Origin of the sequence: Pseudomonas sp. ef1 (assembly GCF_007293365.2) — a bacterium.
GTDB lineage: Bacteria > Pseudomonadota > Gammaproteobacteria > Pseudomonadales > Pseudomonadaceae > Aquipseudomonas > Aquipseudomonas siliginis.
Map to the genome: position 1 here is coordinate 322,966 of NZ_CM129815.1, position 24,170 is coordinate 347,135.

The 24,170-nt window shown below is 56.7% G+C and carries 24 protein-coding genes and 1 pseudogene; 17 read left to right on the forward strand and 8 right to left on the reverse strand.

Annotation, left to right across the window (positions count from 1 at the left end):
* Positions 1-5: 5 nt before the first annotated feature.
* On the reverse strand, positions 6-1,058 hold the full coding sequence (epd, locus tag FEE99_RS01530; protein ID WP_041476781.1) for an erythrose-4-phosphate dehydrogenase: 1,053 nt from the start codon (positions 1,056-1,058) through the stop codon (positions 6-8).
* A gap of 166 nt (positions 1,059-1,224) precedes the next feature.
* On the reverse strand, positions 1,225-3,222 hold the full coding sequence (tkt, locus tag FEE99_RS01535; protein ID WP_041476782.1) for a transketolase: 1,998 nt from the start codon (positions 3,220-3,222) through the stop codon (positions 1,225-1,227).
* 259 nt (positions 3,223-3,481) lie between these two features.
* On the opposite strand from tkt, the gene FEE99_RS01540 reads away from it, so the two are divergent.
* From FEE99_RS01540 to FEE99_RS01555, 4 genes are all read left to right on the forward strand, one after another.
* Positions 3,482-4,477 carry an ArsR/SmtB family transcription factor gene (locus FEE99_RS01540; RefSeq protein WP_041476783.1) on the forward strand — a complete coding sequence of 332 codons (996 nt, stop codon included), beginning with the start codon at positions 3,482-3,484 and terminating at the stop codon, positions 4,475-4,477.
* 18 nt (positions 4,478-4,495) lie between these two features.
* On the forward strand, positions 4,496-5,686 hold the full coding sequence (gene metK / locus FEE99_RS01545; protein ID WP_024014624.1) for a methionine adenosyltransferase: 1,191 nt from the start codon (positions 4,496-4,498) through the stop codon (positions 5,684-5,686).
* Between the two features lie 221 nt (positions 5,687-5,907).
* On the forward strand, positions 5,908-7,584 hold the full coding sequence (gene ligB, locus FEE99_RS01550; protein ID WP_041476784.1) for an NAD-dependent DNA ligase LigB: 1,677 nt from the start codon (positions 5,908-5,910) through the stop codon (positions 7,582-7,584).
* Between the two features lie 97 nt (positions 7,585-7,681).
* Positions 7,682-8,077: a DUF1090 domain-containing protein gene (locus FEE99_RS01555; RefSeq protein WP_016772779.1), complete on the forward strand. Its 396-nt coding sequence runs from the start codon at positions 7,682-7,684 to the stop codon at positions 8,075-8,077.
* Between the two features lie 165 nt (positions 8,078-8,242).
* Here FEE99_RS01555 and FEE99_RS01560 read toward each other — a convergent pair whose 3' ends face one another.
* The gene (locus FEE99_RS01560; protein ID WP_056786463.1) at positions 8,243-8,692 is read right to left on the reverse strand and encodes a c-type cytochrome; all 450 of its coding nucleotides are present in this window, start codon (positions 8,690-8,692) and stop codon (positions 8,243-8,245) included.
* A gap of 128 nt (positions 8,693-8,820) precedes the next feature.
* Here FEE99_RS01560 and mltA point away from each other — a divergent pair, with 128 nt between their 5' ends.
* Positions 8,821-9,993: a murein transglycosylase A gene (mltA, locus tag FEE99_RS01565; RefSeq protein ID WP_041476786.1), complete on the forward strand. Its 1,173-nt coding sequence runs from the start codon at positions 8,821-8,823 to the stop codon at positions 9,991-9,993.
* Between the two features lie 90 nt (positions 9,994-10,083).
* Here the strand turns inward: mltA and FEE99_RS01570 are convergent, their stop codons facing one another.
* On the reverse strand, positions 10,084-10,467 hold the full coding sequence (locus tag FEE99_RS01570; protein WP_024014628.1) for an MAPEG family protein: 384 nt from the start codon (positions 10,465-10,467) through the stop codon (positions 10,084-10,086).
* A 347-nt stretch (positions 10,468-10,814) separates the two neighbouring features.
* On the opposite strand from FEE99_RS01570, the gene FEE99_RS01575 reads away from it, so the two are divergent.
* The 4 genes and pseudogenes from FEE99_RS01575 to FEE99_RS01590 all read left to right on the forward strand — a co-directional run bounded on the left by FEE99_RS01575 (position 10,815) and on the right by FEE99_RS01590 (position 15,873).
* On the forward strand, positions 10,815-11,984 hold the full coding sequence (locus tag FEE99_RS01575) for an MFS transporter (protein WP_041476787.1): 1,170 nt from the start codon (positions 10,815-10,817) through the stop codon (positions 11,982-11,984).
* A gap of 224 nt (positions 11,985-12,208) precedes the next feature.
* Positions 12,209-13,069 (forward strand): annotated as a pseudogene (locus FEE99_RS01580) (cation:proton antiporter); the annotation flags it as partial.
* 378 nt (positions 13,070-13,447) lie between these two features.
* A complete protein-coding gene (locus FEE99_RS01585; protein ID WP_064361252.1) occupies positions 13,448-14,434 on the forward strand; it encodes a nucleoid-associated protein in 987 nt (328 codons plus the stop codon).
* Positions 14,431-15,873 carry a hypothetical protein gene (locus tag FEE99_RS01590; protein WP_064361253.1) on the forward strand — a complete coding sequence of 481 codons (1,443 nt, stop codon included), beginning with the start codon at positions 14,431-14,433 and terminating at the stop codon, positions 15,871-15,873. Before FEE99_RS01585 ends, FEE99_RS01590 begins: the two co-directional genes overlap by 4 nt.
* A gap of 203 nt (positions 15,874-16,076) precedes the next feature.
* Here FEE99_RS01590 and FEE99_RS01595 read toward each other — a convergent pair whose 3' ends face one another.
* The 4 genes from FEE99_RS01595 to arsN2 form a co-directional block, all read right to left on the reverse strand.
* A complete protein-coding gene (locus FEE99_RS01595; RefSeq protein WP_064361254.1) occupies positions 16,077-16,601 on the reverse strand; it encodes a hypothetical protein in 525 nt (174 codons plus the stop codon).
* Complete coding sequence (locus FEE99_RS01600; protein WP_064361255.1) at positions 16,594-17,766, reverse strand: DUF3800 domain-containing protein; 1,173 nt, start codon at positions 17,764-17,766, stop codon at positions 16,594-16,596. Before FEE99_RS01600 ends, FEE99_RS01595 begins: the two co-directional genes overlap by 8 nt.
* Positions 17,767-17,827: 61 nt before the next feature.
* Entirely contained in the window at positions 17,828-18,196 is a 369-nt protein-coding gene (locus FEE99_RS01605) for a hypothetical protein (RefSeq protein ID WP_038443869.1), read from the reverse strand.
* A 72-nt stretch (positions 18,197-18,268) separates the two neighbouring features.
* The gene (gene arsN2 / locus FEE99_RS01610; RefSeq protein WP_038443867.1) at positions 18,269-18,733 is read right to left on the reverse strand and encodes an arsenic resistance N-acetyltransferase ArsN2; all 465 of its coding nucleotides are present in this window, start codon (positions 18,731-18,733) and stop codon (positions 18,269-18,271) included.
* Positions 18,734-18,862: 129 nt separating this feature from the next.
* Here arsN2 and FEE99_RS01615 point away from each other — a divergent pair, with 129 nt between their 5' ends.
* From FEE99_RS01615 to dmeF, 8 genes are all read left to right on the forward strand, one after another.
* Positions 18,863-19,285 carry an arsenate reductase ArsC gene (locus FEE99_RS01615; RefSeq protein WP_038443865.1) on the forward strand — a complete coding sequence of 141 codons (423 nt, stop codon included), beginning with the start codon at positions 18,863-18,865 and terminating at the stop codon, positions 19,283-19,285.
* Entirely contained in the window at positions 19,282-19,638 is a 357-nt protein-coding gene (locus tag FEE99_RS01620; protein WP_032894886.1) for a metalloregulator ArsR/SmtB family transcription factor, read from the forward strand. The genes FEE99_RS01615 and FEE99_RS01620 overlap by 4 nt, the downstream gene beginning before the upstream one ends.
* 24 nt (positions 19,639-19,662) lie before the next feature.
* Complete coding sequence (locus tag FEE99_RS01625; RefSeq protein WP_007247284.1) at positions 19,663-20,946, forward strand: arsenic transporter; 1,284 nt, start codon at positions 19,663-19,665, stop codon at positions 20,944-20,946.
* Between the two features lie 16 nt (positions 20,947-20,962).
* The gene (locus tag FEE99_RS01630) at positions 20,963-21,433 is read left to right on the forward strand and encodes an arsenate reductase ArsC (protein WP_003395039.1); all 471 of its coding nucleotides are present in this window, start codon (positions 20,963-20,965) and stop codon (positions 21,431-21,433) included.
* A 47-nt stretch (positions 21,434-21,480) separates the two neighbouring features.
* Entirely contained in the window at positions 21,481-22,194 is a 714-nt protein-coding gene (gene arsH, locus FEE99_RS01635) for an arsenical resistance protein ArsH (RefSeq protein WP_038443860.1), read from the forward strand.
* Between the two features lie 20 nt (positions 22,195-22,214).
* On the forward strand, positions 22,215-22,637 hold the full coding sequence (arsC, locus tag FEE99_RS01640) for an arsenate reductase (glutaredoxin) (protein ID WP_038443859.1): 423 nt from the start codon (positions 22,215-22,217) through the stop codon (positions 22,635-22,637).
* 284 nt (positions 22,638-22,921) lie between these two features.
* A complete protein-coding gene (locus tag FEE99_RS01645) occupies positions 22,922-23,197 on the forward strand; it encodes a metal/formaldehyde-sensitive transcriptional repressor (protein WP_080725266.1) in 276 nt (91 codons plus the stop codon).
* 19 nt (positions 23,198-23,216) lie between these two features.
* Complete coding sequence (gene dmeF, locus FEE99_RS01650; RefSeq protein WP_038443855.1) at positions 23,217-24,131, forward strand: CDF family Co(II)/Ni(II) efflux transporter DmeF; 915 nt, start codon at positions 23,217-23,219, stop codon at positions 24,129-24,131.
* Positions 24,132-24,170 lie beyond the last annotated feature (39 nt).

Consider the following 24,170-nt stretch of genomic DNA (forward strand, 5'->3'; position numbering starts at 1 on the left):
ACTTCCTACGGTTTTTTTGAAGTTGCTGTTTGCAGATAGTGGTCTGCTACGTCCAGCATTCGGTTGGCAAAACCCCACTCGTTGTCGAACCAGGCCAGGATGTTCACCAGTTTGGGGCCGGAAACTCGGGTCTGGCTGGCATCGACGATGGCCGAATGTGGGTCATGGTTGAAATCACAGCTGGCGTGCGGCAACTCGGTATAGGCCAGAAGGCCTTTGAGCGGGCCGCTGGTGGCGGCTTCGCGCAGGATCCGGTTGACCTCATTGGCGTCAGTCGCGGTGGCGGTCTGCATCGTGATGTCGAGGCAGGACACGTTGACTGTCGGCACGCGCACGGCTTTGGCCTGAATTCGCCCGACAAGTTCCGGCAGCAGGCGCTCGATACCGCGTGCCAGACCAGTGGACACCGGGATCACCGACTGGAACGCCGAACGCGTGCGGCGCAGGTCTTCGTGGTGATAGGCGTCGATCACTGGCTGATCGTTCATCGCCGAGTGAATCGTGGTGATCGACACGTAATCGAGGCCGATCGCCTGATCGAGCAGACGCAGCAGCGGCACGCCGCAGTTGGTGGTGCAGGAAGCGTTGGACACCAGCAGTTCGTCGCCGGTCAGGCAGTCCTGATTGACGCCGTAGACGATGGTGGCGTCGACATCCGCTTCGCTGGCCATCGGCTGCGAGAACAGCACACGCGGCGCGCCGGCATCAAGAAATCGCTGGCCATCGGCACGGGTGTGGTAAGCGCCGGAGCACTCAAGCACCAGATCGACGCCCAGCGACGCCCAATCGATGCCTTCGGGGGTGGCACTGCGCAGGACCTTCACGCAGTCTCCATTGATATGCAGACAATCGCCCTCAACCCGCACTTCGCCGGGAAAGCGGCCGTGGGTGGAGTCGAAGCGTGTCAGGTATTCGATGCTGGCCATGTCGGCCAGATCGTTGATCGCGACAATTTCAAACCCGGCCTTCGCGCCGCGCTCGAACAACGCCCGCAAGACGCAACGACCAATGCGGCCGTAGCCGTTGAGTGCAACTTTGTAGGGACGCGGTTGAGGCATGGGGTTCTCGATAGATTCGCTAACAACACAACCCCATGTAGGAGCTGACGAGTGAAACGAGGCTGCGATCTTTTGATCTTGTTTTTAAGATCAAGATCAAAAGATCGCAGCCTTCGGCAGCTCCTACAGGGGAACGCGGCGGCCAGGGCCACCGCATTCGTACTGCTTAGTCTTCCAGCAGCTCTTCAGCCTGACCGAGGATGTTTTCCAGGGTGAAGCCGAACTCTTCGAACAATGCCGAAGCCGGCGCCGACTCACCGTAGGTGGTCATGCCGATCACGCGACCTTCCAGACCCACGTACTTGAACCAGAAGTCGGCATGAGCCGCTTCGATCGCGATACGCGCGCTGACCTGCAACGGCAGGACGGCTTGCTTGTAGCCAGCATCCTGAGCATCGAACGCGCTGGTGCAAGGCATCGAAACCACGCGAACCTTGCGGCCCTGCTCGGTCAGTTTGTCGAAGGCTTGTACGGCCAGACCGACTTCCGAACCGGTGGCGATCAGGATCAGCTCAGGCTCGCCTGCGCAGTCCTTGAGCACATAACCACCACGGCTGATGTTGGCAATCTGGCCAGCATCGCGTTCCTGGTGCTGCAGGTTCTGCCGCGAGAAGATCAGCGCCGACGGGCCGTCCTTGCGCTCCAGAGCGTTTTTCCAGGCCACTGCCGATTCCACGGCATCGGCTGGACGCCAGGTGTCGAGGTTCGGCGTGCTGCGCAGACTGGTCAATTGCTCGATCGGCTGGTGCGTCGGGCCGTCTTCGCCCAGACCGATGGAGTCGTGGGTGTAGACGTGGATCACGCGTTTCTTCATCAGTGCCGACATACGTACGGCGTTGCGTGCGTATTCCATGAACATCAGGAAGGTCGCGCCGTAAGGCACCAGACCGCCGTGCAGGGCGACGCCGTTCATGATCGCGGTCATGCCGAACTCGCGCACGCCGTAGTACATGTAGTTGCCGCTGGCGTCTTCAGCGCTGACGCCTTTGCAGCCTTTCCACAGGGTCAGGTTGGAGCCGGCGAGGTCAGCCGAACCGCCGAGCATTTCCGGCAGCAGCGGACCAAAGGCGTTCAGGGTGTTCTGGCTGGCTTTGCGGCTGGCGATGGTTTCGCCCTTGGCGGCGACTTCGGCGATATAGGCCGAGGCTTTTTCCGAGAAGTCGGCCGGCAGTTCGCCGCTCAGACGACGAATCAGCTCGTTGGCTTCAGTCGGGAATGCAGCGGAGTAAGCGGCGAAACGCTGGTCCCACTCGGCTTCGACCGCGCGGCCAGCTTCTTTGGCATCCCACTCGGCATAGATGTCGGCAGGGATTTCGAACGGGCCGTAGTTCCAGTTCAATGCCTGACGGGTCAGGGCGATTTCTGCGTCACCCAATGGGGCGCCGTGGCAATCTTCCTTGCCCTGCTTGTTCGGCGAACCGAAACCGATGGTGGTCTTGCAGCAGATCAGGGTCGGCTGGGCGCTCTTGCGCGCGGTTTCAATGGCGGTCTTGATCTCTTCCGGATCGTGGCCGTCGACGTTGCGGATCACCTGCCAGTTGTAGGCTTCGAAACGCTTCGGCGTGTCATCGGTGAACCAGCCTTCGACTTCACCGTCGATGGAAATGCCGTTGTCATCGTAGAAGGCAATCAGCTTGCCCAGGCCCAGCGTGCCGGCCAGGGAGGCGACTTCGTGGGAAATGCCTTCCATCATGCAGCCATCACCGAGGAACACGTAGGTGTGGTGGTCAACGATGTTGTGGCCGGGACGGTTGAACTGCGCGCCCATGACTTTTTCAGCCAGAGCGAAACCGACGGCGTTGGCCAGACCCTGACCCAGCGGGCCGGTGGTGGTTTCGACGCCCGGGGTGTAACCGAATTCCGGGTGGCCTGGAGTGCGGCTGTGCAGTTGACGGAACTGCTTGAGGTCGTCGATCGACAGGTCGTAGCCGGTCAGGTGCAGCAGCGAGTAGATCAACATCGAGCCGTGGCCGTTGGACAGCACGAAGCGGTCACGGTCGGCGAACGACGGGTTGCTCGGGTTGTGCTTGAGGTAGTCGCGCCACAGCACTTCGGCAATATCTGCCATACCCATAGGGGCACCGGGATGGCCGCTGTTGGCTTTTTGCACGGCATCCATGCTGAGGGCACGAATAGCGTTGGCACGCTCACGACGGCTAGGCATCGCTGATCTCCTGGGTGTGAATAGACTGAAACGGAAAAAAGGAGGGCATTTTCCCTCACCCATGCGCCTCGGGGCAATGACAGATAGTCATCGGCAGGCGTTTTTCCAATCGATAGCACAGGTTTCGCTTGGTGAAACCTTTCCGCTATTCGTTTGTAGAGACTGCCGTCCGCCGAGAAGTGCCATTTATCGAGCAATATCAAAACTTTTTGATATTGACCTTGCGGTGCCTTGTCCCCGTCTCTAGACTGCCAGCCCTATGAACTTACGCGTGCCTTCCATTCGCCATGACGATTGCGACGAGCTGGCGGCCCTGTGCAAGGCCGGCGGCGATCCGCTGCGGCTGAATGTATTGCGCGCGCTGGCCAACGATTCGTTTGGCGTGCTGGAGCTGGCGCAGATTTTCGGCATCGGCCAGTCGGGCATGAGCCACCACCTCAAGGTGCTGGCGCAAGCCGATCTGGTGGCGACACGCCGTGAGGGCAACGCGATTTTTTATCGTCGCGCCCTGCCCCACAGCGGATTGCTCGGGGGCAAGCTGCACGCGGCATTGCTGGAAGAAGTCGACGATCTGGATCTGCCTGATGAAGTGCAAGCACGCATCGAGCAGGTTCATGGTCAGCGTGCCGCCGCCAGCCGGGACTTTTTCGCCCGGGTCGCGGAGAAATTCCGTGCCCAGCAAGATTTGATCGCAGGCCTGCCGCAGTACCGTGACAGCGTGCTGGCCCTGCTCGACAAACTGAACTTCGATGGTGCAGCCACGGCCATTGAAGTCGGCCCCGGCGATGGTGCTTTTCTGCCGGAACTGGCCCGTCGTTTCGGCACCGTAACCGCGCTGGACAACAGCCCGGCGATGCTCGAACTGGCGCGTCAGGTGTGTGAACGTGAACAGCTGGCTAACGTCAGCCTGCAATTGGCCGATGCATTGAACGGCACAAGCCTCAAGGCCCATTGCGTGGTGTTGAACATGGTCCTGCACCATTTCGCCGCTCCGGCCGATGCGCTCAGGCACATGGCCGATCTGCTGCAACCGGGCGGTAGCCTGCTCGTGACAGAGTTATGTAGCCACAACCAGAGTTGGGCCAGGGAGGCCTGCGGTGATCTCTGGTTGGGGTTTGAACAGGACGATCTGGCCCGTTGGGCCACCGCTGCGGGACTCGTTCCCGGGGAAAGCCTCTATGTAGGCTTACGTAATGGTTTCCAGATCCAGGTTCGCCACTTTCAGCGACCGGCTGGCGACACTCACCATCGGTAAATTCAGGAAAACATCGAGATGAGCGAATACTCCCTCTTCACCTCCGAGTCCGTGTCTGAAGGACATCCGGACAAAATCGCCGACCAGATTTCCGATGCGGTGCTGGACGCCATTATTGCCCAGGACAAACACGCTCGCGTGGCCGTGGAAACCCTGGTCAAGACCGGCGTCGCCATCGTTGCCGGTGAAGTGACCACCAGCGCCTGGGTCGACCTGGAGCAGATCGTTCGTGACGTGATTTGCGACATCGGCTACACCAGCTCCGAAGTCGGCTTCGACGGCGCGACCTGCGGCGTGATGAACATCATCGGCAAGCAGTCCCCTGACATCAACCAGGGTGTCGACCGCGCCAAGCCTGAAGATCAGGGCGCCGGCGACCAGGGCCTGATGTTCGGCTACGCCAGCAACGAAACCGACGTGCTGATGCCAGCGCCGATCACCTTCTCGCACCAGCTGGTGCAGCGTCAGGCTGAAGCACGCAAGTCGGGCCTGCTGCCGTGGCTGCGTCCGGACGCCAAGTCGCAAGTGACCTGCCGTTACGAAGGCGGCAAGGTTGTTGGCATCGACGCTGTTGTTCTGTCGACCCAGCACAACCCGGAAGTGTCGTACAAAGACCTGCGCGAAGGCGTGATGGAGCTGATCGTCAAGCACGTACTGCCTGCCGAACTGCTGAGCAAGGACACCCAGTTCCACATCAACCCGACCGGCCAGTTCATCATTGGCGGCCCGGTAGGTGACTGCGGTCTGACCGGCCGCAAGATCATCGTCGACAGCTACGGCGGCATGGCCCGTCACGGCGGCGGCGCGTTCTCCGGCAAGGACCCTTCGAAGGTTGACCGTTCGGCTGCCTACGCTGGCCGTTACGTAGCCAAGAACATCGTTGCGGCCGGCCTGGCCGAGCGTTGCGAGATTCAGGTTTCCTACGCGATCGGTGTGGCCCAGCCTACGTCGATCTCGCTGAACACCTTCGGCACCGGCAAGATCAGCGATGACAAGATCATCAAACTGGTGCGTGAAGTGTTCGACCTGCGTCCATACGCGATCACCACCATGCTCGACCTGCTGCACCCGATGTACCAGGAAACCGCAGCCTACGGCCACTTCGGTCGTGCGCCGCAGACCAAGACCGTTGGCGAAGACAGCTTCACCACGTTCACCTGGGAAAAAACCGACCGCGCCGACGCCCTGCGTTCCGCCGCTGGCCTGTAATACCCTGGCTGCAAGAAAGCCCCGCACGGTTCGCGCCGTGCGGGGCTTTTTCATGCCTGACAGATTTTTGAGATCCCTGTGGGAGCGAGCCTGCTCGCGAAGGCGCCCGCCCATGCAACGTCAATTCAGAATCCGGAAACACCTCGAAAAACACCCCCGGTAACGCATTTCGAATCCTCACCTACCCTTCAAATATTACCCCCGAGCAAGGACGCTCAACGATGCTATTCACACTGCGCCTGTCGCTGGCCTTCCTGCTGGCACTCATCACCCTTGTCAGCCAAGCCAACTGTCCGAACTGGGATCGTTCCCAAGCCCAACGCGAAATCACCACCCTGCAAAACCAGATCGACCAATGGGACGACGCCTATCACCGCGAAGGCCGTTCATTGATCAGCGACGAACTCTATGACCAGTCCCGACTGCGGCTGAAAGAATGGCAAGCCTGTTTCAACCAGCCCTCATCCCCGCAGCCGTTGCGCACCGCGTCCGGCACGGTCACCCACCCCATCGCCCACACCGGCCTGGACAAGCTGCACAAAGCCGAAGACGTCGCCCACTGGTTGCGCGATCGCCAGAACGTCTGGGTGCAACCCAAGGTCGACGGCGTGGCTGTCACGCTGATCTACCACAATGGGATATTGCAGCAGGCGATCAGTCGCGGCGACGGTGTCAATGGCCAGGACTGGACAGCCTCCGCGCGCAGGATTGCAGCCATTCCGCAACGTTTGAGGCAGCCACGGGATCTGCTGGTACAGGGCGAACTCTATTGGCGCCTGAGCGCGCATGTTCAATCACAGTCCGGCAGCGTCAATGCCCGCGCCACCGTTGCCGGGCTGATGGGGCGCAAATCCCTCGATGCCGAACAGGCCGCCGGGATCGGTCTGTTTGTCTGGGACTGGCCGCAAGGTCCTGTGCGGCTGCCGGAAAGATTGTCCGAACTTCAGACATTGGGGTTCGCCACAACCGAGCCCTATACCCAGCCCGTCACCCGATTCGAAGACGCGCAAAAATGGCGCGAGCACTGGTATCGCTCGCCACTGCCCTTTGCCAGCGACGGCGTGGTGCTGCGCCAGAGCCAACGGCCACCCGCCGAACGCTGGCAGGCTCGCGCGCCGTATTGGGCGATCGCCTGGAAATACCCTTTCGCCCAGGCATTGGCCGAAGTGCGCAAGGTCAATTTCAAGATCGGCCGCACCGGGCGGATCACGCCGGTGCTGGAACTGCTGCCGGTCAGACTCGATGACCGCGAAATCAAACGGGTCAGCGTCAGCTCACTCAAGCGCTGGCAAACCCTCGACATCCGTCCCGGCGATCAGGTGGCAATCAGTCTGGCCGGGCTGACCATTCCGCGCCTCGACAGTGTCGTGCTGCGCACCAGCGAACGGGCGGACATCAACATCCCCGATGCTGGCGACTACCACGCCCTGAGCTGCTGGCAACCGACGCCGGGGTGTGAAAGCCAGTTTCTCGCGCGTCTGACCTGGCTCAGTGGCAAGCAGGGCCTGGCCATGCAGCATGTCGGTCGCGGCACTTGGGAGAAACTTTTGGAAACAGGCCGTCTGAAACACCTGCTGGATTGGCTGACCCTCGATGCGTCAGAGCTTGCTAACATTGCCGGCCTCGGCGAGCGCAGCAGCGCACGGCTGATCGACAGTTTTCAGGGCGCGCGGCAAAAGCCGTTCGCTCGATGGTTGAAAGCGCTGGGCATGCCGCCGACCGGACAGGCACAACTGGACGATTCGTGGCAGGCCCTGGCACAACGCGACACTGAACAATGGCAGGCAGAAGCCGGTATCGGCCCGGGACGCGCGGCGCAACTGAGCGCATTCTTTCGCGACCCGCAGGTACTGGCTTTGAGTGACACCCTGAAAGCCGCCGGAATCGACGGCTTCTGAACCTGCAATCCCCGCCCTGCGGGAACCCAACGGCCGGCCAGACGCTCCAACAGCGCAGTGCCCTCCAACCCCGATTGCCTTTGCACATGGAGCTTTTATGAAATTTCTCGCACCGCTCGCCCTGCTTACTCTTTGCGGCGTCATGGCCGCCCCGGTCATGGCCGAAGAAGACGGCCCGGGCCTGACCGGTTGCGCTGCCAAGAAGCAGGGCATCATCAATCAGATCGAACAGGCCAAGTCGCGCGGCAACATGGAGCAGCAGGCAGGCCTTGAAACCGCACTGCGCGAAGTGAACGAACACTGCACCGACGCCGGGCTGAAGAAAGAGCGTGAGAACAAGGTGCTTGAGGCCAAGCATGAAGTCAGCCAGCGTCAGGCGGACCTCGACAAGGCCATGAAGAAGGGCGATCCGGAGAAGATCAACAAGCGCAAGGAAAAGCTCGCCGAGTCGCGCAAGGAACTGCAGGAAGCGCTGGACGAGATCGATAAGTAACCCAAGCCCTGTGGTGAGGGGATTTATCCCCGTCCGGCGGCGAAGCCGTCGCAAATTCGACTGGTCGGGTCCGACTGAAAAAACTCGGTTATATGGTTTTGGGGCTGCTTCGCAGCCCATCGGGGATAAATCCCCTCGCCACAAGGTACTCAGCAGCCTCAGGAATCAATGATCGCGAAACTCTTTATGGCAAGCACTGCAGGCATCCTCGACTTTCTGCACTGCCGGTCCGAGATTGCTGGCCTTGTACGGCTGAACCTGACTGGCGACCACCAGTTCACCGGTAGCCGCTTCGAGGGCGCGGGCCAGTTCCTGAAAACGCGCCTGTTTCTGCCAGACATCGTCCTTGGCGCTGGTGTGATCTTCCTCGCGCACCTGCGGAAAATGCTTCCACGGTTCATGGGCCAACGCATCAAGTCTGACCGCGCCCTCGGCAAATTTCGGTCCGTCGAAGGCAATGCGCCCGCGCAACATGCCGCCGAGGTCTTCGCTGGTCTTGAGCATCTGCTTGAAGATGGCCTTGCGCTGGCCCAGCGGCGAATTCGGGTCGACGCCGCCACAGGCGGACAAGGTCAGACAGGCCAGCAATACAACAGCAATTGGTTTCAGAGTCATGATGGCTTCAGGTCGCGGAAATCGGCGGCCAGTATCCTCGGCTCACCGCCAAACACCAATAGCCCTATTAAAAATACGGGTTGGTCGAGCGCATGGAGCTCTCGGCCAACCGGCACAGGAATCACTCCATGAACAGCCGCTTCACGGCCTGGCGTCACCCGCTTATCGTCACCCTTCCACTGCTCGCCATCCTCGCCGGTTGCACAGGCGGCGACAGCGCCAAACCAAAAACCCATGCGCTGGCCACCTATTCCAGCGCGACCTGGGAAGCCTTGCCCGCTGTCTCCGACAGCGATCTGGTCGCCGGTTTCGGTTCCTGGCGCAGCGCGTGCACACGACTCAAAGCCGACGCAGTCTGGGGGCCGACCTGCGCTGCGGCGGCGAATGTGCCGCAAAGTGCCGCCGAGATTCGTGCATTCCTCAAGCAGAATCTCGATGTCTACGGCCTGCGCGCCGAGAACGACAACCCCAACGGCCTGATCACTGGCTACTACGAACCGGTGTACCCCGGCAGCCTGACGCCAACCGCAACGGCGAACGTGCCGGTGTATGGCGTGCCGGAAGACATGATCATCGTCTCGCTCGACAGCATCTACCCGGAGTTGAAAGGCAAGCGCCTGCGCGGCCGCCTCGAAGGACGCGTGCTCAAGCCTTACGACGACGCGGCGACCATTGAATCCAAAGGCGTGAAAGCGCCAGTGGTCGCGTATCTGACTGATCCGATGAATCTGCAATTTCTGCAGATCCAGGGCTCGGGCCGGATCCAGACCGAGGACGGCAAACAGTTGCGCATCGCCTACGCCGATCAGAATGGCCACCCGTACCGACCGATCGGTCGCTGGCTCGTCGAGCAAGGCGAGCTGAAGAAAGAAGACGTGACCATGACCACGATCAGCAACTGGGCCAAGGCCAACCCCACGCGCATTCCAGAACTGCTGGCCAGCAACCCGAGCTACGTATTCTTCACCCGCAACCCGGACAGCAACGAAGGCCCACGCGGCTCGCTGAACGTGCCATTGACCGCCGGCTACAGCGCGGCAGTGGATCGCAAAGTAATTCCGTTGGGCAGTCTGTTATGGCTGTCGACCACCAAACCGGATGGCACCCCGCTGGTGCGCCCGGTCGCGGCGCAGGACACCGGCGGCGCGATTGCCGGCGAGGTGCGCGCGGATCTGTTCTGGGGCACCGGCGATGCGGCCGGGCAACTGGCCGGGGACATGAAACAGCAGGGGCAGATCTGGATGCTCTGGCCTAAAGGAAAAGAGTTGCCGCAAGTGCCGCAGGTGGCTGACAAACCCTAAAGGCAAAAGATCGCAGCCTTCGGCAGCTCCTACAGGAGTATGCATTCCTCTGTAGGAGCTGCCGCAGGCTGCGATCTTTTGAGCCTGCTTTCAGATCGACACAAAGAAAAACGAAGCAATCAGCCCCATCCCGATAAACCACACCACCGAACGCAGTGCAGCCCAGTCAGCCAGGTAGCAAATGATGTACAGCAGGCGGCTGGTGATAAACAGCACGGCCAGCACATTGACCGTCACCAGCTCCGCAGTGCCGACCAGATGCGCAACGATCACCGCAGCGGCAAACGCGGGCGTTACTTCAAAGCTGTTCAGTTGCGCGGCGTGGGCGCGACGGGCGACGCCATCGACGCTGTCGAGAAAGTCCCGTGGATCGTAATTGTCCTTGAGGCGGAAACCGCCGGTGGCCTTCGCCACGATCGTGCACACGTACGGCAGGAAAATCGCGATCAACACACACCACAGAGCCACTGTCATAACGTCGTCCTTTTTTCGATTGGAGAAATTGGCGAGCGGTCAGAACTTCATCACCAGCATGCCGATCAGCACCTGCCCACAGGCTAAGAGCAGCGCCCGGCCGAAAGGTTCTTTCAGGCGGATATTTCACGACAGCGTCTACGGTGAACATCCGAATCCGGAACCGATTAGTCAGATTATTGATTCGCCATGTGTCAGCAGCTGTTTATACTGCAACCCACCACGCCGTACTCAGTTGCACACCAAAAAACTCCAATAAAAGCTGCCTGCTCCGCTTTCTTCGAAAACGGTCGCTGGCACGCGTATGCCTGATCAAAGCGTCAAGACTACCGACAGAGACCTTGCGCATGCCCCTCGCTTTACTTGCACTCGCCGTTGCCGCATTCGGCATCGGCACCACCGAATTCGTCATCATGGGCCTGCTGCCCGACGTTGCCCGCGATCTGGCGGTGAGCATTCCTCATGCCGGGCTGCTGATCACCGGTTACGCCCTGGGCGTGGTGTTCGGCGCACCGATCCTGGCGATCGGCACCGCCAATATGCCGCGCAAAGCGACACTGCTGGGCATGACGCTGATGTTCATCCTCGGCAACGTGCTCTGCGCGCTCGCGCCGAACTACACGACGCTGATGGCGGCGCGCGTGGTCACGGCGCTGTGTCATGGCGCGTTTTTCGGCATTGGCTCGGTGGTTGCCGCCGGCCTGGTTGCGCCGAACAAACGCGCGCAAGCCATTGCCATGATGTTCACCGGCCTGACCCTGGCCAACGTGCTTGGCGTGCCACTCGGCACAGCGCTGGGCCAATACGCTGGCTGGCGCTCGACCTTCTGGGCGGTGTCGGTGATTGGCATTGTGGCGGCGTTGGCGCAATGGTTGTGGTTGCCCAAACACATCGCGATGGACAAGGCCAATCTCGCCAGCGAATTCAAGGTGCTGGGCAAGGCCAACGTCTTGTTGGCGCTGGGCATGAGCGTGCTGGCCTCGACCAGCCTGTTCAGCGTGTTCACGTATATCGCACCGATCCTGCAAGACATCACTGGCGTCAGCCCCCACGGCGTGACGGTGATGCTGCTGTTGTTCGGCGTCGGCCTGACAGCGGGCAGCATGCTCGGCGGGCGTCTGGCCGATAGCCGCTTGCTGCCGTCACTGGTCGGCGTGGCACTGGCAGTCGTGGTGATTCTCGCAGCGTTCAGCCAGACCAGCCGTGCGGTGATTCCGGCGGCGATCACTCTGGTGCTATGGGGGATTTTCGCTTTTGCGCTGTGCCCGATTCTGCAGCTGCTGATCATCGATCAGGCGCATGAAGCGCCGAACCTCGGTTCGACGCTGAACCAGAGCGCGTTCAACCTTGGCAATGCCGCAGGCGCCTGGATTGGCGGGCTGGTGGTGTCCAGCGGCGCGGATCTGGCGGATCTGCCGTGGACCGGGGCGCTGGTCGGCGTGCTGACGGTGCTGACGGCGCTGTTGTTCATTTACCTGCAACGTCGGCAGGCGAGTGCGGTCAATGTGACTGGCTGAGACCTCTATTTATCCCCCTTGGGCTGCGCAGCAGCCCCAAAACCTTCAATCGGGTTTTGTCAGGAATAATCGATAAACCGGATTGCGACGGCTTCGCCGCCGAGCGGGGATAAATCCCCTCGCCACAATGAACTGTGGTGTGTCCCATGTCGCTGTTCGCCCATCAAACCCCTGCGTCCAACCTCCGGTCGCGCTCCATTCACCCTTCATCCAAAGGACCCCGGATGCTTGAACTTGTCGCCGCTTTCATCTGCCTCACCACTCTCCTGACCTTCGTCAATTTCCGCTTTATCGGCCTGCCGCCGACCATCGGCGTGATGGTTACCGCCCTGCTGTTCTCACTGCTCCTGCAAGGCCTCAGCGTCCTCGGCTTTCCCGGCCTCGAAGATCGCGTGCAGCAACTGATCGGCCAGATCGATTTCGGCGATCTGCTGATGAACTGGATGCTCTCGTTCCTGCTGTTCGCCGGCGCCCTGCACGTCAACTTGAATGACTTGCGCAGCTACCGCTGGCCGATCGGCCTGCTGGCGACCTTCGGCGTGTTGATCGCCACCGTGGTGATCGGCAGCCTGGCCTTCTACATTTTTGCCCTGTTCGGCTGGCACGTGAGTTTCCTCTACTGCCTGTTGTTCGGCGCGCTGATCTCACCGACCGACCCGATTGCGGTACTCGGCGTGTTGCGTACCGCCAACGCTTCGAAGCCACTGAAAACCACCATCGTCGGCGAATCACTGTTCAACGACGGCACGGCGGTGGTGGTCTTCACCGTGCTGCTGGGCATCGCGCAACTGGGCGAAACCCCGACCGTCAGCGCCACGGCCATGCTCTTCGTCCATGAGGCCATTGGCGGCGTGTTGTTCGGCGGGCTGATCGGTTATCTGGTCTATCGGATGATCAAAAGCGTCGAGCAGCACCAGATCACCGTGATGCTGACCCTGGCCCTGGTGATCGGCGGTTCGGCGATGTCCACCGAACTGCACGTCTCGGCGCCGATTGCGATGGTGGTGGCCGGTCTGATCATCGGCAACCTCGGGCGCAATCTGGCGATGAACGACATGACCCGTCGCTATCTGGACGGTTTCTGGGTTTTCCCAAAGGGGTCAGAAAATCCTCAATTCTTGTCACATCGAGAGGGGGCGTACAACGCCACTTGAGCTGACAATCCCCCTCTATTCCTGCCAGGCTGACTACACTAACCGCCATACCTGCAACACCCTTCAAACCCCAAACTATCTAGGTCGTGGTCACTGCCCAGCCAAGACGCCTGACACATTCCCCCCGAGCCTTCCATCGGACAGGTGATCCTAGGTGAAACATCCTGCTGGAAAACACCCCCTACAAGTGTATATTCATACAGTAGTGCTTTATGGCAGAGACTATGGAAGACCCTAGGCATAATGCTGGAAAGGTGCTTATATCGATGATTGATGTCATGTAGCCACCAACAAGGATGGGGAATTAGCTTGGCCACTCTTACCGATAAAGAAATAGACGCCCTGAAAATCGTGAATTTTATATTTCACGTGGTACATCACCGGGCCGACGATCCCATACTTTTTGACGACACGCCCCTAGGGACATTCGAGCCGTTCTTCATTGAACGTATCAAAGAAACTCTAAAAGGCAATAAGTTCTCTTTCGCTGAAATATCCCAGGTCAAGGCAAAGCTGAAAGGGTGGGAGAAAGGCGAGTCTGATTTTGTCGACGTTTCTAAGAGCCTAGCACGTCAATTTCACCGACTTGGTGATAGACGGATGAAATCAGGGGTGCTAATTGTTATTGGGTTGGTTACAGGAAACAAGAAATTCTACTCGCTTATTAAATATGACTCTGAAAAGGTAGTAACATTCCAGACGCAGGGAGCTAAAGCCATACTCCAAGCTGTAACTAATAACTTTACGGAGTCACCAAAAGCTCTTCAAAAGTCCGCGCTAATTGATTTGGATTCGCATGACTCCGAGGTAGTAATCATCGACAAGATGAGTCGCTCCGGAATTAGCGATTTTTTCAAAGAATTCCTAGGTGTGGAGCGCCTGCGAAACTCCAAGGAAATGACAGCGGATTTTGTCAAAGCGATAAAAAAGACTGTCAGAGCGCATTTAAGCGACCTACCGCCCGCCATCACCTCTAAGGTTGCTGAAAAAGTTATTGAGATAGCGAAGAAGCGCAAGGAGTTTGAGGTCGAAGAGTTTTTCACCGACTTTTTTGGCATCAATGGCGGAGATGAAATTAGAGAAACTTTCAACAAAGATTTGGAAGATCTCAACCTGACAGGTGAGGTATTTGCTTATGATAACGATGAACTACCAACCAATGAAGCGAAAAAATACGTAACAAGCGAAGGCATAACCATCAATATGCCTGCACGGGCAAAGGGAAGTTTAACTATTGAAAACAAAAAGGATGAAACTGTCATTACTATTCGTACAAGTCGTTTGCGTGAATCATGAAACAGCTAGCGCTAGAACTTCGCAGTTTCTTTGAGCGACTTACTGCGTCGGGTGGTTCTGCGCAGGTCGAAACCGCAACTGTTCTTCGAATTGATGAAGTAAGCGTTACTTCCTCCGATTTTGTCCGAGAATTGAAAGATCTTACCTTGCGCCTTGGCTCTGAGGGCATCGGAACGATAGAGCTTTTCGGAGAGGTGTCCGATAGCATCGACATCAAGGATTTCGATTTAGCGGATGTAGAGAATGACAGACTAACGGTCATCCTGGAAAAACCAGCGAATGATGGCTGGTGTTATTTTCTCACCATTAAAGGTTTCGAAAATTGGCTGAGGACAAATCAATTTTCAACACAGAACTCACAGAAAAAGATGTGTGTATGGGTTGCAGGAGAAACTTTTGAGTTTTCTACTCATCAGTTTTTAGTGAAAGAAATTGGTGGGGATAAAAATTTACCGACCGCCACTCAACATCCTGAAAAGCCTTGGAAGACGGTACGGGATCTTACCCACTCCCTTACCCCTCAATCGCTTGAGCCATGGCTGCTCACTGCTGAGCCAATTTCTGAAAGCGACCCTTTTTCGGCCTGGAAACGCGTGGCGGTGGAAAAGCTTTCATTTTGCTTGCCTGCTGAGATTCGCAAGGAAGATGATGAGACTCACGTAATATTCCGAGGCGGGCGCTCGCTCCCCATACCTATAGACCAGCCTATTAACTGGGCTGATATCGAGTTTGAAACACTTCACGACACCTGCCAGTGGATCTACTCTACCCCTAGGGAGTCTGAAACGAAATTTCAACTTTTCAACAACCACATTGCTATCAACTGGATTAGTGGGACAACATGGCCATCTGGCTCAACGACGCTATTAAAAAATAGTCTCTCCGGGGCCAAGGAAGCGTTCGCCTTTCATCTCCAGGATCAAAGCAAAGAGGCTGTCAAAAGCCTGGGGGATCTGCGCAAGGGTTTGCAGGAAGAGGTTAATAAGACACAAACTGCGACAAGGGATTTAATATCAGCTCTCTGGCGTGATTTCGCGGTGGCGGGTGTTGTCTTAGCTCTCAAGACTCCGATAGCGACTACAGGCGTAGCCGATACAGCAACCACTATTCTTTATCTCGGCGTTTCTGTGCTTCTCATATTAAGCATAGTTATCAACACTCTATCAACCTTGCGTTTTAACAGCCTTGCTGACAGCAGTCGAGAAGGATGGCGGAAGAAGATCTACAACTTCATGTCTGCGGACGACTGGAAGCGTTTGGTTGAAAAACCTATATCCTCCGGACGTACAGTTTACTGGCTTGCTTGGGCTGTGTGTTTCTGTCTGTACGCAGCGATTGTCCATTACTTCCTATCACTTGCGGCACCTAGTTTTGTAGCGAGTTACATCAATTATTATTTTTTCTGCGCGTGGAACTACATTTCAGCCTTTTTTTCATAAAGCTATAATACAACTACGGTTGGCTTTTTATGGTTGCAGGCTGAGGTAAGAGTTGTAGTCACCTTTGTCCGTATCCCGTTGCTCAGCGTAATGTCCCCAGATAGGGTCATTAAGCCTAAAAATGACGGTTAATGTGCCGTATTGGGGACATTAAATTTGCATCTCAGAGCACCCTACCACTAGGTCTCGACTCTAATTGGCAGTTAACTTTCTGATTCGCTGGGCTCTTGGCGAGCCCAGCGCAAGCTAGCTATCGACATGAATTGCCTAATAGCCAGCGCTCCACGTTCATTTCTGGCTTTCGACCCAGGTAAGGTCAGCGCTGCCTCTACCTTGGCACGACTCGCTTCGTACATTGCAAATGCGTTGAACTTAGAATCAAGCAGCACCAAAAGCACAATATCGAAGGGCTGTCGTAGATCAATTGCACCCATACGGCCAGTAATCTTTAGCGGGTTCAGGATACAGCGGCCCTTGATCTGGATTCTCGCGACGCCATCTTCCAGCGTCTCTGTAGCGTCGTAACCTGCTTGCCTTGCTGGATGTAGTGACAGCCCGAGTCTAGTAGCAGCTTCGTACTCTGCCACCTCGCCGGTCACGCCCAGCGGCTTGCCGGTGAGGCGATAGAATCTACGCGCGAGCACCTTGGCTTCTTTCAGAATCTCTAGGATTTCATCCTGTATTAATGCAGCCTGGTGAGGTTCCTGGCCATGACTGAGCTCAGTCATCTGCAAATGCCTCGAGCGCAGCGAGCAGCTTGGCTAGCTCAGTCAGGTTGGCTGCAGTCACGATGTCATATTCTCCTCGACTACTCAGCCGATACACCTCTCGTGCCTTTTTAACGCGCTCGAGAAGAGGGACGACGATGCCTGATGCCCGCTCTAGGAAGTCATTAATGTCCGCACGTGTTTGGGGAATTTTATAACCCTTAACGGCGCTAGAGATGATTACCCCCGCATCGCGAAGTTTTGCAACGCCACTGGAGCGAATTCTCTGGTCGTTGACCTCTCCGAAGCCACTATCTTTGAGGTGGGCAATGATCTCTGCAGTTGGCACGTAGTCTTTGGTGACGAATTCGCTCTGAAATCTCAGGAATCGTAAAATGCTTAGCTGCAGGTGCTCATTCTCATCAGGATGCTCCTCAACGCGCTCGCTAAAATGGTCTGCTTGGCGTAAAGCTTCCTGGTGTATTTGATAGTCTGCATATCCAGCCTCATTCGTTGGTGGCGGCAGAAGAGACTGGTACTTGGATGGCCACTCCAGCATTCCAAGAGTCAGGCTGCGGAGGATCTTCTTATAGGCAAGAACTGCTTCTTCCGATGCTTTCTCCTCGTAAATCTGAGCCACTGAGCCAGCAAAAAAATCTGCGACCTGAACCAAAACGTTGTCCTTACTGGCTACCGCCTGGAAGGCATCCTTATCGCCAAATAGGTCGTCGATGAACCGTTCTGCAACGTAGCTTTTGAGGCTCTCCTGAAATTCCAGGCCACCATGCTCGTCTACGATCATCTGAAGGTCTGGGTATGCGCGGAACAAACGATCATAGAGCAACCCGTTCACGTATTTTATGAACGAGGTTTTGATACGGAGGCCACCGTCTTTGTGAATTCGGGATTTATCAACGACAGTGAAATAGAGCTTGAATGGCAGCTCGGCTAGCTCGTTGAGGATTCGGGCACGGCGATCTGAATCCTTCGGCTTTAGATTGCTGGATTTGATCTCACCTGTTTGAAAATGACGCATGCGGAGTGCTTCAGCTTGGGTATAAGCAGCTTCCAGGTCTTTCTCTGCCACCAGAATGGAGCACACGATGAAGAAGCCCGAGCTTCCTCCCTTTGACGTATCAAGGTCGGAATTCCCGGACTCATCCACGAAGGCATATGTTCTGTCCATGAGCATGCTCCATCAACAACGTACTGAGCGCGGTGGGTCGCCCAATGGCAAGGTGGTGAACTTAGTTCGTCGCAGTGGTAGTGCCTGGAGCGGGGCCTTCGCTGAACGTGTAGTTGATGACCACGTCATTTCGGATCAAGACGTCGAGAGTTTTCTGAGTGCCTGTAGTCGTAACCTTCATGGTAACCACGTAGCTTTGAGCATGGGCTGAGCCATTGGTGTAAGTGTAGATCCACTTCTCGTCAGTCTCGCTGACTGCGCTCTTAGCGTAGGGCTCACCAAACAGCGACTTCAACTCAGTAGTCGTCGTTTTACCTTTGGTGATGCTCGCTACACTGGCCGACGGAAAGTCTCGCCCTGCGGTGTAGTGGGACGTAGCGCAACCGCCAAGTGCGACACAGATCCCCATTACTGCGATGAGCTTTTTCATATCCATCCTTGATCGTAGGAAGCTCCAAATCTAGCTGGCATCGAGGCTAAAAGCCATCACCAAGGTGATCAGCTACTTTCGTGCATTCGCAGATAATGCTTTGCACATGTAGCAAGCCGAGCCAGGGCAAAGCCTCCTGAACTGCTCCGTCTGAGAAATCAGAAGCGGCGCAGAGCCTCGTTGGTTTGCTGCATAGCCCTGCAGCTCAAAAAAGCCTGATGCAGTTGTTGTCAGCAAATGAAAACGAGCGATTCCCTGCTCGGCGCCTATTGCTTCAATGACTCGAAGCACCTCAGCCCCAACCCCTTTCGATCTGTACGCCGGCTCTACGACCATGGAGCGCAGCAATCCATCTGTCCCATGCGTTTCAAACCCTCCCCATCCAACAGTCTCACCATTCCGTGAGAACTCAAAAAAGGTTCGGCCTGGAAGATCAATATCGTCTGCTGGAAGGTCAGCAGATTTCAGCGCATCGCGAAATCGCTGCGACTGCCCTCCGGCTATTTTCGTTGCCTGGATCATCATCTCCTTGCCCATCCCCTTATCTCCTTGGTGCCGCTTTGTAGGAACTGTCACGGCTCAAGCCGAAGCAGCAGCCATCATACTCGCTTTACCAAATATTCGCCAAAGCGTATATTCGATTTTCCATATGCATCGAGTTTAACCATGAGCCCTGCTATCAAAGTGCTTTTCGTGTGCGCTGCCAACTCAGCCCGCTCCCTGCTTGCAGAGGCTTTGCTGCGGCACACCGACCCGCGCTTCGAGGCCTTCAGCGCAGGATCTGAACCGTCTGAGGTTGATCCGCGCACGACTCAGGCATTGGAGGCAGTTGGAGTAGACGCAACGGGCCTGCGCAGCAAGTCCCTCAGCGAATTTCAAGCTGATCGATTCGATTACGTAATCACTCTTTGTGATAAATCCGCAAGCGAGTGCCTACCAATGCCCGGCGCAGGTGAAGTCATTGCATGGGATTTTCCTGACCCAGTAACTAGCGATGATCCTGGCGCATTTCGCCACTCGCTCCACGACATCCACGAGCGCATCAAGCTCTTCGTTTTGGTCAAGACCAAACACCTGGAGGATCTATGACAGAACCCTTGAACCCCACCACCTTATTCAAGTGCCTGGCGGATGACACCCGAGCAAAAATTTCGCTGCTTGTCGTGAGTGAAGGTGAGCTGTGTGTATGCGAGCTAACGGCAGCACTCGACCTGAGTCAGCCGAAGATTTCTCGTCATTTGGCGCTGCTGCGCTCTGCCGGTTTGTTGTTGGATCGTCGCCAAGGCCAATGGGTGTACTACCGACTGAATCCTGATTTGCCCGCGTGGGTGACTGCAGTTTTGAAGGAAGTGGTAGACGCCAATCAGCAATGGCTGGAAACCGAGGCTAAGCGCCTCTGCGGCATGAACGACCGTCCGATCAACCAAGCCGTGTGTAGCTGATTCACGCCCAACCGGATTAATGAAATGCTGATTGCCGTATTGATCTTTATCGCCACCATCGTCCTTGTCATCTGGCAGCCCAAGGGGCTGGGGGTGGGCTGGAGTGCGATGTTCGGTGCCATCGTGGCGTTGCTGGCAGGTGTCGTTACCCTTGCCGACATACCGGAGGTTTGGCGCATAGTCTGGAACGCTACCGGAACGTTCATCGCGGTCATTATTATTAGTCTGTTGCTTGATGAGGCAGGCTTCTTCAAATGGGCTGCGCTGCATGTCGCCCGATGGGGAGGCGGGAGCACCCGCAAGCTGTTCGCATTTATCGTCCTGCTGGGCGCAGCGGTGTCGGCCCTGTTCGCCAATGACGGAGCAGCATTGATCCTCACACCCATTGTGATCGCGATGTTGCTGGCGCTGCGTTTTTCTCCTGCTGCTACGTTGGCATTCGTTATGGCAGCCGGTTTTATCGCCGATACGGCGAGCTTACCGCTGGTGGTTTCCAACCTGGTCAACATCGTTTCTGCCGACTACTTCGATATCGGCTTCAACGAATATGCTTCGATCATGGTGCCGGTAAACATCGTCAGCGTGGCGGCGACGTTAGCCATGCTGCTGTGGTTTTTCCGCAAAGATTTACCAAAGACCTATGACCTCAACCAACTGGACAATCCGGACGAGGCAATCCACGACCGGGCCACTTTTGTAGCCGGTTGGTGGGTGCTGGCACTACTGCTGATCGGCTTCTTTGTCATTGAGCCATTGGGGGTGCCAATCAGCGCCATTGCAGCGGTCTGTGCATTCATTCTTTACGTCATCGCGGCTCGTGGTCACGCCATCAACACAAGCAAGGTGCTCAAAGAGGCGCCATGGCAGGTGGTGATTTTTTCTTTGGGTATGTACCTGGTTGTTTATGGCCTGAAGAACGCCGGCCTGACCGACCACATCGCGCAGATCCTGAACGTGTTCGCCGGTTATGGCGTTTGGGGCGCGTCCCTTGGTACAGGGCTGCTAACAGCGTTGCTGTCTTCGATCATGAACAACATGCCCACCGTTTTGGTAGGCGCCTTATCCATTCATGCCGCCGAAGTCGATGGTGTTGTCCAGCAAGCGATGGTTTACGCCAACATCATCGGCTGCGACCTGGGCCCGAAGATCACCCCAATTGGGAGCTTGGCAACTCTGTTGTGGCTGCACGTGCTCGCCCGGAAAAATATAACGATCAGCTGGGGTTACTACTTCAAGACCGGGATCGTGCTGACCGTGCCCATCCTCGTCGCCACATTGTCCGCCCTGGCACTGCGCCTCAGTTTTTGAATCAAGGAATCGTCTGATGAAAGTCTTGTTCATGTGCACCCACAACAGCTGCCGCAGCATTCTGTCCGAAGCGCTTTTCAACCACTTGGCGCCCGAGGGTGTAGAAGCCGTCAGCTCAGGAAGCTTTCCCAGTGGCCGGGTGAATCAACGGGCATTGCAAACGCTGGAGGCGGCGGGTATCTCTACGGCGGGCTTGAGCAGCAAGGCTTCGGATGCTTTTGAAGGCTCACCTCCAGACATCGTGATCACTGTCTGTGACCGGGCAGCGGGTGAGGCATGCCCAATCTTCTTTGGGCCAGCTTTGAAGGCGCATTGGGGTCTGGCCGACCCGTCTGACGCTAGCGGTTCGGAAGCCGAGATCACCGCAGCTTTTGAAACCACACTCGCCAAAATTCACGAGCGCGTGAGCGCATTTCTTGCGCTGCCACTGAAGACCATCAGCGCTGAACAGTTGAAAGCTGAACTGAACCGCATCGGTTCGCTTTAAAGATCAACCGAGGCGGCACCCAACCAGGCGCCGCCGTAGGAGTTTATATGCAAGACACATTGCCGAACGTACACGCCGACCTGATCGACATTCCGTCGCTGGAGCAACTGTCGCCTCGCACGCCTTCGCTCCATAAACCTCGCATTCTTCTGCTGTATGGATCAACGCGAGAGCGCTCATTCAGCCGGTTAGTCACGCAAGAGGCGGCACGCCTGCTGAATGAGTTTGGCGCTGAAACCAAGATCTTTGACCCATCGGGTCTGCCGCTTCCGGATGACGCTGCCGATACACATCCCAAGGTCGCTGAGCTGCGCGAGCTGATGCAATGGTCTGAGGGGCAGGTGTGGTGCTCCCCTGAGCGTCACGGTTCTATGAGTGCAGTATTCAAAGCCCAAATTGACTGGGTTCCGCTGGCGATAGGTGCTGTACGACCTACGCAAGGAAAGACCCTTGCAGTGATGCAGGTCTGCGGTGGCTCTCAATCTTTCAACGTGGTTAATCAGCTGCGCGTACTGGGCCGATGGATGCGGATGTTCACCATCCCAAACCAATCTTCGGTTGCCAAGGCATTTACCGAGTTCGACGAGGCAGGTCGTATGAAGCCGTCCTCGTACTACGACCGTCTCGTGGACGTGATGGAAGAGCTGATGAAGTTCACCCTACTGTTGCGGGATCGCCAGGATTATTTGGTTGATCGGTACTCCGAGCGTAAAGAGTCCGCCGAAGAGCTTTCCAAACGCGTCAACCAGCGCTCCATCTAACGTCAGTACGAGGAAGCGATATGAGCCAGATCACGATCTACCACAACCCCGAATGCGGCACCTCTCGCAACACCTTGGAGTTGATCCGTAACAGCGGGGAAGAACCGACGGTTATCGAGTATCTGAAGACCCCGCCTGATCGCACCACACTTGTCAGACTCATTGGGGATATGGGTATCGGAGTGCAGGCTCTTTTGCGTATCAAAGGCACTCCGTACGAGGAGCTGGGATTGGGCGATGCATCGCTGACTGACGAGCAGCTCATCGATGCCATGATGGCTCATCCTATCCTGATCAATCGCCCCATCGTCGTGACGCCGTTGGGCACACGCTTGTGTCGCCCGTCAGAGGCCGTTCTCGACCTTCTGCCTCAGGAGCAGAGCGGCAGTTTCGTCAAGGAAGACGGACAAGTCGTCATTGATGAGAATGGCAACAGGGTTTGATCCCACCCGAAGTACGTGGCCTTGGAGTCCCATTCGCACTCCACTTGGCCACCGTCTGCATTCGACCTAACCAGCAATTGCATCTCGTTTGACCTGCTCGCTTTGTCAACATCATAGCAAAGAGCGGCCAATAGCAGAGTCCTGATCATCCTGTTTCGCCCTTCCTCCTATCTGAAGCCAGTTTCGGCAAATAGCTGTTTATGAGCTTTCCGTCAAACGGCGCTTACATAGGTATAGGGGGTATACCTATGATGCGCGTATGCACAGTCAAAGGGGGTTCTCCCATGGGCCATATAGCTTCAAACAAAGACGATCTTCTCAAGCGCGTGAAACGCATCGCGGGGCAAATCCAAGCCGTTGAGCGTGCACTGGAATCGGATGCCGATTGCGCGAAAACATTGCATCTCGTAGCTGCCACACGTGGAGCTATCAACGGATTGATGGACGAAATTATTGAGGATCACGCCAGAGAGCATGTAGCGAGCCCAACGCTTAGCGATGAAGAGCGCAACAAGGGTGTCGAAGAGCTTCTTGAAGCCATTCGCCGCTATTCCAAGTGAAAAATCTAGGTACATGCTCATGAGCAGCAGCCACAACATCGAAATTAATCACGTACATGACCATGTGTTCCTCGGGTCAGCACACGAAGAAAATGCCAAACGTACCCTTTGGGTTGTGGCGCTAACGGTGGTGATGATGGTCGGCGAAATCGTCGCCGGCTATATCACTGGCTCGATGGCTCTACTCGCCGACGGCTTTCACATGGCAACCCATGCAGGCGCTTTGGGCATCGCTGCAGTTGCGTACAGTTACGCAAAACGCCACGCCTCCAGCAGTCGTTATAGCTTCGGTACGGGCAAGGTTGGAGACCTGGGTGGATTTGCATCGGCGCTCATTCTCGGCATGGTGTCCTTGGTAATCGCCGTAGAGTCGGTCATGCGTCTTTTGCAGCCGACGGAGGTTCAATTCGGAACCGCTACGCTCATTGCGATTGTGGGTTTGATCGTAAACATTGTGAGCGCGCTTCTGCTTGGCCACGGTCACAGTCATGGGCACGATCATGATCATCATGGGCACGGCGATAACAACCTGAAATCAGCTTACGTCCATGTGATAGCGGACGCTCTGACCTCCGTCCTGGCAATTGCAGCACTGCTCGCTGGCCGGTATCTCGGATGGGTGTGGCTGGATCCGGTAATGGGCATTGTGGGTGCCATAGTTATTGCGCGTTGGGCATGGAGTTTGATGGGCGTCACCTCGGCTGTACTGCTGGATCAAACTGATGAGCACGTTGCAGATGAAATCCGCGAGCTGGTTGAGAAGCCGGGTGATGCAACCATTACAGACCTGCATGTCTGGCGGGTCGGGCCAGAGGCGCATGCGGCTATTGTCAGCGTCCTCGGCGAATCCACTTTGAACGCTGAAAGCATTCGTGAACGACTGAAGCCTGTCCACGAAGTCAGCCACCTTACGGTCGAGTTTCGATTAGTTTGATTCACCGGCTCCCCAACCTCGACTTCATAGGAACTCCTA